Source organism: Paenactinomyces guangxiensis, assembly GCF_016055185.1.
Taxonomy (GTDB): Bacteria; Bacillota; Bacilli; order Thermoactinomycetales; family Thermoactinomycetaceae; genus Paenactinomyces; species Paenactinomyces guangxiensis.
In genome coordinates this window covers 171,631-181,556 of record NZ_JAECVR010000006.1, presented here as the reverse complement: position 1 = coordinate 181,556, position 9,926 = coordinate 171,631, and the positions used below count along the sequence as shown (strand labels likewise).

The window sequence follows — 9,926 nt, the reverse complement described above, 5'->3', positions numbered from 1 at the left end:
CCTCGGGCCGAGGAATTGCGTAAAGGGGTTCCACTGGTACTGCTTACCGTTCAGCGATCGTACCTCACTGGGTGGTCGCAAGCAGAATCCCACTGCTTCAGCCGTGTGGAGAGGTCAATGGTCAAATCACACTCTTATGACGTGTGGCGGTTTACTGGAAGCTGTTTATCCGCCCCCAGAAGTAATGGTGAAGGGTTTACCCCTCATTCGGGATGCGAAAGGGGGGGATATATCTGCCGTCTGTATCTGTAAAGTCATATTTTTTTGCCAGATCCCCGACTAACTGGATCGTTCCCGACAGATCCATATGGCGGGGGTCTGATGCAACAGCACAAACCGCGCGTCCAATGTACTCTGTTGATTCTGTGATTTGCAGAGCTTTTTCGTCGCGACCCATACTTTCCATCACCCGTTCGGTCCTCATCCAGCCGGGTGATAGAGCGATTACGGCAACATTGTGTGATCTTAAATCTTTTGCCATGCTGAAGGCCAACCGGTTCATGGCATTTTTGGCCAGGTCGTAAAATAAATGCCCGTTATACTTCCCGTTGTCATAAAACGAGGTATGAATGATAAGCCCCTGTTTTTGAGAGATCATCAGAGGTGCCGCATATTTGGAAGTTACAATATGAGAACGCACTCCCGCAGTGAACATATTTCTCCAGTGATCCATGGATAATTCCCAAAAGGGAGCGCTTACGATGGGAAGTTCGTTTCCTCCCCAGGCATTATTTACTACGAGATCAAGATGTCCCTGTTCATTTTGGATGCGTTCAAATAAGGCCCGTACTTCTTCATCAACGGTATGGTCGACCCGGACAGGGATTCCTGTACCGCCTCTGCTCGTAACGAGTTCCGCTGTTTCCTCTATTGTTTCCGGGCGGTTCTCAGTCCTGGTTCCGGCTCTGGTACTTCTTCCGGTTACATAAACGACAGCCCCTTCTTGACCCAGGGCGAGGGCAATGCCTCTGCCAGCCCCACGGCTCGATCCTGTTACAACGGCAATTTTATCCTTCAGTCTCATTTGCCAATCCCCCCATTTGACTTTTTTCACCCACAGTATAATTATGAAATATGACAGATTAAGACATATTTACGATATAAAATAGATTTTGAATGGGGGAAGAAAAATGCGGGCAGACAGGCTTCTTTCTATTTTGTTGCTGTTACAGGTACATAAACAAATGACAACAGGTGAGCTAGCAAAGCATCTGGAAGTCTCGGACAGAACGATTCACCGTGATATGGAAGCGTTGAGTTCAGCGGGATTTCCCGTATATGCGGAGAGAGGCAAACATGGGGGATGGAAACTGCTGGACGATTTTCAAACAAGAATCATTCATTTGAATCAAAGTGAAATCCCGGTCCTTTTTCTTCCGCTTCCGGAAAAGTTGCTCAAGGAGATGGGGATGGATAAAGATGCAAAGACGGCACAGATGAAACTGCTTTCCTTTCTTCCGGAGAAGGTGCGGGAGGACGCTGAAAATATCAGCCAGCGCATCTATCTGGATACTGCCAGCTGGCATCCCTCTATAGAAAACAAACCATTTCTCCCTGTACTGCAAACAGCCTTATGGCAGAATCAAAAGGTATTGCTGACATATATGCGCAGTGACGGAGAAACCAGGGAACGCCTTGTCCATCCGCTGGGATTAGTAGCGAAGGGAAATACCTGGTATCTGGTCGCTTCTGTAAACGATGAAATACGGACCTATCGGGTTTCGCGAATCAAAGATGCGCAACTGAGCGGGGAAACTTTTGTGCGTCCGCCCCAGTTCGATTTAGTCCGGTACTGGGAAGAATCATCTCAACAATTTATTAAGCGGTTGCCACAGTATCACGTTGTTGTCCGTGCAGACCCCGCTATTGTAGACAAATTGCCTTACCCGGGCAGATTTCCGAAAATAAAAATGCTGGATGAACACGACCGGCAGGGATGGAAGAAAATCTCCCTGCAATTTCAGATTGAGCAAGAAGCTTGTGCCTATATCATGGGCTTTGGAAAGCAGATGGAAATTTTGCAACCGGAAGAATTGCGGACGAAAGTTCAAAGGCTGGCGAAAGAAATATTAGGTATGTATTCGGAAGAGTAGCCACTTTTCACTAAAAAAATATGCCCAATCTCTGTAAATATCCGAATTATAATAATATACTGTTAAAAATAAAGGGGATCATGCAACAGGTATCGAATCTATAACGGGAAAAGGAAAAGGAAAGGGGTTTGGGTCATGCGACTTCGATTTTTTTGTGCGACGCTGGCACTGATTTTTTCTTTCTCGATCTTTGTTTCGCCGACTGAGGCTGAAAGCGGCACGATTGCCAAAAAGGACAGTGGAAAAGCTTATCTGGAAACGAGTAATTTCAGCAGGGGAACTTTTGCGGGAACTTTATTTGACGGTTCAGCTCTTCGATTGAATCCCGGAGCCCTGAGATCAGGAACTGACTCAACCGGCCGCTATAATCAGGGAAATTACTATTACGGACGCTGGACGTCACCGGTAACCAATCAATCATTCCTGGAAGCAATCGCCTCATGGCAGGCAAACACTCCGGCAGGTACATGGTTGGAAGTCGAGCTGCGGGGTTTAGTGGATGGTGCCTGGAGCAAATGGTACAGTATGGGCGTCTGGCATGAACATGATGAACCGTTCCGCCGGCATTCGGTGCGGGGACAGGGGGATAAAATCGGGAATGTCGCTGTGGATACCCTGGTCATGAAGAAACAGGCGACGGCGGTTCAGGCACGGATCACTTTGTTCACAACCAATCCCGCACAAACACCTGTATTGAGTGCCTACGGGATCACTTTTGCCAGCGGGTTTGACCGGGCTGGTACGGTTCCAAGCACAGGGTTAACCAGTGCCCTGGATGTGCCGATGCGATCTCAGATGGTTTATCCCGATGGGGGTGAAGTTTGGTGTTCCCCCACCTCTACTTCGATGGTGATGGCATACTGGTCCCGCGTAATGGGGAGATCAGACTGGGATCAAACAGTGCCAACCGTGGTTAAGGGAGTCTGGGATTATGTTTATGATGGCGGCGGAAACTGGCCGTTTAATACTGCCTATGCCGCTTCTATGGGTCTTGAAGGGAAAGTTGTCCGTCTGAGCAGCCTGGCGGAGGTTGAGCGCTGGACTGCTGCCGGTGTTCCGGTGATTGTCAGCATTGCCTATAAATCCGGTGAATTGCCGGGCAGCCCGATCCCCAGTTCAAACGGCCACCTGCTTGTGATCCGTGGCTTCGATGAACAGGGAAACGTACTCACCAATGATCCCGCCGGTGCAGATGATTCACAGGTTAGGATTACGTATGGACGGGAGGATTTTGAAGAGGCGTTCTTAAATCATTCAAACGGTACTGCCTATCTCATCTACCCAAAGGGATGGCCGACCCCGCCAAGCAATGGACACTGGTAAACACGGTACCTGTTTTCCCGGGCCGTATGTCTGATCTTTGGAAAAGGACTGAACGAATAAATACTTCGATCACCCTTCCTGCATCAGAGGGAAGGGATGATCTTTTTTATGGAAGACGTTCGGTGGATGCGGCAATCAGAGGTTTACATCGGACGGATTTGAGGGAAACAAGTTGACAGGACGGTTCCTTCTTTTTTACGATGAAAGAAAAAAGGAAAAGCTAATCCCCATATCCATAACTACATACCACCGATCTTTGATAAAGAAAGGAAGAAATATGATGGCACTGACTGAGTCTGTGATGTTCCCGCTTGGGAAAAAAGCTCCCTCCTTTGCCCTGCCTGATGTGATATCCGGAAAAGAGGTTGCTTTAGACGATGTAAAATCTGATGTGGCTACAGTTATCATGTTTATTTGCAACCACTGTCCGTATGTTAAGCATGTCCGGTCCCAACTGGTGGAATTGGCCAGAGATTATCAGCCTAAAGGAGTTTCCATCGTTGCCATTAACTCCAATGATGTTGAGAAATATCCCGATGATTCACCGGAAAAAATGAAAGAGATCGCCGCAGAATTCGGTTATCCTTTCCCCTATCTGTTTGATGAGACACAGGAAGTTGCCAAAGCTTATCAGGCAGCCTGTACGCCGGACTTTTATATCTTTAACCGCGATTTGGAGTGTGTCTATCGCGGCCAGCTGGACGATTCCCGCCCGGGGAATGATATTCCGGTAACCGGGGAATCAATCCGCTCCGCGCTTGACAGTTTGTTGCGCAATGAACCGGTTACGGTGACGCAAAAGCCAAGTATCGGTTGTAATATAAAATGGAAAGAATAACCCGCCACACGATATCACGGATAAACCAGCCACAGCTTGTCAGGCTGGTTTTGTTATGCGCTTGGTAAGCTTTTGTTTGACGATCGGAGATGGATCGATTAAATTAAATCATATTATTTATTTTTGAAAGGTGGGCAGGGGCATTATCATTCGCGATCGCATGGGATGAGATGCTCCGTTTCTATGAGGCAACGGATCATCTATTGTTTTATGGCACTTTTTCTGATCTTTTCCAGTCCGGGTTGTTCGCTGTCTTCTGAGTCACCGGCCCCGAAAGTTGAGCTTACCGTCTCTGTTCCGGCCAGCATGGGTGAACTTTTATCTCAAATCGCCAAACAATATGAGCAAAGTCATCCACAGGTAGATATCCGTTTAAATGTGGGTTCCTCAGGTGCCTTAGAGCGCCAGATCGAAAAAGGGGCACCCGTTGATTTATTTATTTCCGCCGGTAAATCAGAGATGGAGATATTATCCGGAAAAGGGCTGATTCAGCCGGAAACTGTTCGCCCTTTTGCCGGTAATCAGCTTGTGCTGATCTACCCGAAAACTGGTTCTTATCCCATTCATTCTCTTCAGGAATTAAACACAAAGGAAATTAAGCGGATCTCTATCGGTCAACCGGATTCCGTTCCGGCAGGCCGTTATGCTTCCCAGTCCTTAAAGCATGTTGGCCTGTGGCAGAAGATTCAACCTAAGCTGGTACTGGCAAAGGATGTGCGGCAGGTGCTTACCTATGTCGAAACAAATAACGTTGATGCCGGGATTGTTTACCAGACAGAAGCGATATCAAGTAATCAAGTTGTGATTGCCCAATATTTGGACTCTTCCAGTCATGAGCCGATTCAGTATTTGACGGGGATTGTGAAAAGTACCCCTCGTCTGCAAACCGCCAGGCAATTTCAAGAATATTTATTTTCCCAGGCTGCCATATCCATTTTGGAGAAACATGGGTTTTTGCCACAAACATAGCAGAGGTGTCGGTAATTGATTGATTCATTTTGGAGTCCGGTGTTTATTTCGATCAAGGTATCGCTGTTGGCGACATGCTTTGGGGTGTTTGCCGGAATGGTGTTTGGATGGCTGATGGCCAGGTATCGCTTTTGGGGGAAGGGGTTTCTGGAAAGCTGTTTGATGTTGCCGCTGGTGTTGCCTCCGACGGCGATTGGTTTGTTTCTCCTCGCCCTGTTAGGCAATCAATCGGAGCTGGGGGAATGGCTGGTTCAAACCTTTCAGATCACGTTTATTTTCAGTTATTGGGGAGCGGTGTTGGCCGCGGCCATTGTTGCCTTTCCACTGACTTATCAGACTTTGAAAAGCGGATTTGAATCAGTCGATTTGGATGTAGCAAACGCTGCCCGCTGTGACGGGGCAAATGCCTGGCAGGTCTTCCGCTACATTTATCTCCCGTTGACGAGAAAATTTTTTGCGACTGCAGTGATTCTTGGGTTTACACGAAGCCTGGGGGAATTTGGGGCGACCCTCATTGTTGCCGGCAATATTCCGGGTGAGACACAAACCGTCCCCACTGCCATGTATATAGCCATCGAATCCGGACAGGACAGGCTGGCCCTATCCTGGGCGCTATGTTCAGCTGTTCTTTCCTTTGTAATGTTATCACTGGTGAACCGGCAAAGGGAAAAACGGGAATAATTTTTCGTATTTTTCGTTTAACAGCTAGCCCCCCTTACCCGATTCTCACTTTCATCCCCATAGTCTGGCAAGGGCCCCCGTCCATGCAGGTGTATTCTAACTGCATGGGGCAGGGGGATTACACGCTCCTGACCCCGGGCATGGTCCCAAACGAAAACGGGCTGCCGGCACTAACGGCCTAAAAAACTGCTGAAAGCTTGTCTTCAGTGGTGCAAAGCTGTTAACCAGCCCGTTTTATTTTTGGGGTTGCATTTTTGCCTTTTACCCGGCGGTCGAGAGACAGATAGATCATTCCGGCTGCAATACAGCCAAATCCAAGCAGGGTGAATAAAAGATTGCCAAAAGAGTGTTCCAGGAGAAGGCCTCCCAGAACCGGGCCTGCCGCACCGCCGATAATCCACTGCAAACCGGAAGCACCCATATAAGTGCCCCGTAAGTTTTCGGGAGCGATATTGGCTACAAAAGTCATTTGCACCGGGGACATCACCATCTCTCCCAGAGTATAAACCGTGTAGGCAAGCAGCAAAGAGGACAGGACAATGATGTAATTGGTGTTCCAGTGTCCAAAAAGTGTCGGTAACCACCCGATTGCCAGTAATCCGATTCCAAATAACAGAGCGCCATACAGCATCATTTTGCCGATTGGTTTCGCGTTGGCCCATCTGGAAATCGGGAATTGGAATAAAACGACCAACGCGCCGTTTAGTGCCATTAAATACGGAAAAGGGTTGTTTTTGCCGAAAATATGAGACATTTCATTGTCAAAATGAAGAGGTAACATCCCCTCTGTTTGTGAGAAGCCCATCGAGATCACGATGCCGGTTACTACAAACAATGCCAGCACTTTGTCTCGCAACAGGATTTTCAGGCTCGATGAGAAATCATCTTTTTGGGAATCCGGCTGTTTTTGTGCTGGTAAGGTTTCCCGGATAAAGAAAAGAACGATCAGTGAGTAAATGATCAGGGTTGCCGCAGCTGACAAAAAGATCACTGCCTTTGACAAAACCACGATGGTAGCCCCGATCAGAGGGCCAATGGCTGCCCCGATGTTATGGCCCATTCTCAGCAACCCGAATGCTTCTGTACGATTTTCGGATTCTGTCACATCCGTGACCATCGCCGAGGCGGCAGGGTGAAACAAAGAGTTAAAAAACCCCATGCCTGCGGATAAAATCATGTAAGCCGGAAAGCTGTCAAAAAAGAGAAAGCCGAGCATCACGATCCCGTTTCCCAGCATAGACAGGATCATGATCGGCTTACGTCCACAGGTATCGGCTAATCTTCCTCCCATGACGGAACCCGCTACGGCAACCGTAGGAGCAACTGCCATCACCACCCCGACCTGGACGAGAGAATCTACTTTCTCTTTTAAATACAAAGCAAAAAACGGCATTAACATCATAAACGCAATGCCATTTAAAGTTTCTCCAATAAAGCGAATCCAGATATTGCGGTCCATTCTCTTTAAATCCTGTATCAATTGTTTCATCTTATGTCGCCTCGCTAATGGGAACATATATTTGCCTCTTTTGTAAATATTAATGTAATCATTCGTATATGGCAATATATTTTTTCTTTTCTGATGGGGGATAACGATCAGGACTCCACCTCAAGTCCTGGGATCATTTGTTCAATGGGGCAAAGGTCGCCCTTCTTTCCATAAGCAATGATCCGAAGATATTCACCATAAACGAGAGAACGATGGCCCGGATGATTCATCCAATTGCCCCTCGTGATTTGTGTATTGTTTAGCTTAATATCGATGGTAAGAGGAGTAAATTGAATGTAAGAAGGAAGGTGTTTCTTTAAGGTTCGATACTGTCTGCCAGAGGCAAATGATTTGCATACAAAAAGCAGATTCCGTACCTTACCAAAATCAAAGATTTCTTTTGCATATAATACATTTTCCAATGAATTGGTTGACCGGTCTTCGATGATAATGTCCTCTTCCCGCACTCCTTTTTCCACTAACCTCCATTTAATGACATGAGATTCAGGGGTAGTCCCGTATTTCCAGCTGGAATGCCGCTTTACATTTGGCTTATAACCCCCGGTCACTAATATTTGCCGGCATTTTCCTTCAATGTAGGCCTGAGCAGAAACCTCCCACAATTTCGGATGTGAACCGCCAAATATGAACAATAGGTCATATGAAGACTGAACTGGAAACTCCTTTTGATCCACAAAGACAATTTGGGTTAACGCTTCGGCCTGTTCCCTGGATAAACGGGGAGTTTTAGGATATCGCGGGATTTCTTTCATAGATGCCTCCAAAACTTTAAAAATACCTTTCATCCGATTATATCCCCGCTATTTAACCAACCCAATCCGGGTATGGGGAAAATAAATCACCCTATAAAAAAAAAGGCGGCCCCAAGGACCGCCAATCGCTTTTCACTTCATTCCCGCCAGAACGGGTTCTTTTGCCCCAGGCTCTGCAACCGGAGATGGTACCGGCTCTTTCACAGTGGTTTCTTTAGGTTTGTCTTTCCGTACATCACGCAAGAAGAAACTGAGGATAAAGCCTGCAAAGCTAAATCCGGTGGCCCAGAGAAATGTGTCATTAATGCCTGAAACGGCTGATTGCATGTTTGCCTGTCCGTACAACATAGTGATCACCATCTCTTTTGCCTGGGCGGATTGCATTCCGGTTACACTGGCAAATGCGTTTGTCACGGACTGAAACATTTCGCTGAAGGCAGGGTTCATCATGTCCGCCTGCTCGCTCAGTTTGCCGAGGTGAAAAGAGCTGCGCATTGTAAATATGGATGTCATCAAGCTGATGCCGATGGAACCCGACACTTGCCGCATCGTATTTGAGGTAGCTGTTCCGTGGCTGTTTAGTTCCGGGGGCAACTGGTTTAACCCGGCAGTCATAATCGGCATCATAAGCAGAGACATCCCGAAGGCCCGGATCATATTCAGGGTCAGGATGAATGTGTAGCTGGTATCAAGTGATAAACGTGTAAACTCATACGTGGTGACAGTGGTGATCAGCATACCAACCACCGCCAGCGGGCGCGGACCCAGCTTATCGAAGAGTGAACCGGAAATCGGAGACATAATCCCCATCACGACCGCCCCCGGCAACATGAGTAAGCCTGCCTCCAAAGGAGTAAATCCGCGCAGATTTTGCAAGTAGATCGGGAGCAGGAACATCCCCGAGAACATGGCGATGGTCACGATGACATTAATGATGCTGGATAAAGAAAATATGTCATATTTGAAGACACGAAAGTCAAGCATGGGCCGTTTGGAGTTGAGTTGTTGAATGACAAACAGGCTGACCAGAAAAACTCCGGTTACAAGACAAGCCAGAACTACCGGATCTGTCCAGCCATCTGATCCGGCCTGGTTCAGCCCATACAGGAACGTGCCGAAACCGAGGGTTGAAGTGAAGGTGCCCCAAAAATCAAAGGGTAGTTTTTTGCGTTCTTTGACGTCGCGCAGCAGGAAAGAGGCGACAACCAGAACGATGACTCCCAGCGGAACGATGCCGTCAAAGAGCAGGCGCCAGCTGTAATTTTCAATTACCCAGCCGGATAAAGTCGGGCCAATCGCGGGGGCAAACATCATCCCCAGTCCGAATAATCCCATTCCTTTCCCGCGAACTTCCGGCGGAAAGACGAACAAGATAATCGTCATCACCAGTGGCATAATGATTCCGGCTCCCACTGCCTGGATCAGGCGCCCCGCCAGCATAACAGAGAAAGTGGGAGCCAAACCGCAGATGAGTGATCCGCTGGTAAAGAAAAACATTGCCAAAAGGAATAAAAGCCTGACGCCGAAGCGATCAATTAAATAGGCCGACAACGGAATTAACATCCCATTCACCAGCATATATCCGGTTAAGAGCCATTCAGCTGTCGAAGCAGTAATGTCAAATTCATTGATAAGGGGAGGAATGGCGACGTTTAACAACGTCTGGTTTAAGACGGCCAGAAAGGTCCCCAGCATCAGGACAGTTAATAAAGGAATGTGCTGTTTAATCCCTTTATTGTCTGCACTCTCAGAAGCCATTG

9 protein-coding genes are annotated in these 9,926 nt (G+C 47.6%); 5 read left to right on the top strand and 4 right to left on the bottom strand.

The annotated features are described in order from the left end of the window. Positions 1-196: 196 nt before the first annotated feature. Positions 197-1,024: an SDR family NAD(P)-dependent oxidoreductase gene (locus I8U27_RS08340; protein WP_181751197.1), complete on the bottom strand. Its 828-nt coding sequence runs from the start codon at positions 1,022-1,024 to the stop codon at positions 197-199. 106 nt (positions 1,025-1,130) lie between these two features. Here I8U27_RS08340 and I8U27_RS08335 point away from each other — a divergent pair, with 106 nt between their 5' ends. From I8U27_RS08335 to modB, 5 genes are all read left to right on the top strand, one after another. Then, entirely contained in the window at positions 1,131-2,093 is a 963-nt protein-coding gene (locus I8U27_RS08335; protein WP_232345313.1) for a helix-turn-helix transcriptional regulator, read from the top strand. Positions 2,094-2,228: 135 nt separating this feature from the next. Further along, a complete protein-coding gene (locus tag I8U27_RS08330) occupies positions 2,229-3,416 on the top strand; it encodes a peptidase C39 family protein (RefSeq protein WP_181751195.1) in 1,188 nt (395 codons plus the stop codon). A 280-nt stretch (positions 3,417-3,696) separates the two neighbouring features. Next, positions 3,697-4,254, top strand: a complete 558-nt coding sequence (locus I8U27_RS08325; protein WP_181751194.1) for a thioredoxin family protein — start codon at positions 3,697-3,699, stop codon at positions 4,252-4,254. Positions 4,255-4,437: 183 nt separating this feature from the next. After that, positions 4,438-5,223, top strand: coding sequence for a molybdate ABC transporter substrate-binding protein (gene modA / locus I8U27_RS08320; protein ID WP_181751193.1), 786 nt, complete (start codon positions 4,438-4,440; stop codon positions 5,221-5,223). Positions 5,224-5,238: 15 nt separating this feature from the next. Continuing rightward, positions 5,239-5,904, top strand: a complete 666-nt coding sequence (modB, locus tag I8U27_RS08315) for a molybdate ABC transporter permease subunit (RefSeq protein WP_181751192.1) — start codon at positions 5,239-5,241, stop codon at positions 5,902-5,904. Between the two features lie 220 nt (positions 5,905-6,124). On the opposite strand, the gene I8U27_RS08310 is transcribed toward modB, so the two are convergent. The 3 genes from I8U27_RS08310 to I8U27_RS08300 all read right to left on the bottom strand — a co-directional run bounded on the left by I8U27_RS08310 (position 6,125) and on the right by I8U27_RS08300 (position 9,924). Beyond that, positions 6,125-7,393: an MDR family MFS transporter gene (locus I8U27_RS08310; protein WP_181751191.1), complete on the bottom strand. Its 1,269-nt coding sequence runs from the start codon at positions 7,391-7,393 to the stop codon at positions 6,125-6,127. Between the two features lie 107 nt (positions 7,394-7,500). Continuing rightward, entirely contained in the window at positions 7,501-8,166 is a 666-nt protein-coding gene (locus I8U27_RS08305) for a YdcF family protein (protein ID WP_181751190.1), read from the bottom strand. A gap of 132 nt (positions 8,167-8,298) precedes the next feature. Beyond that, positions 8,299-9,924 carry a DHA2 family efflux MFS transporter permease subunit gene (locus tag I8U27_RS08300; RefSeq protein WP_181751189.1) on the bottom strand — a complete coding sequence of 542 codons (1,626 nt, stop codon included), beginning with the start codon at positions 9,922-9,924 and terminating at the stop codon, positions 8,299-8,301. Positions 9,925-9,926: the final 2 nt, after the last annotated feature.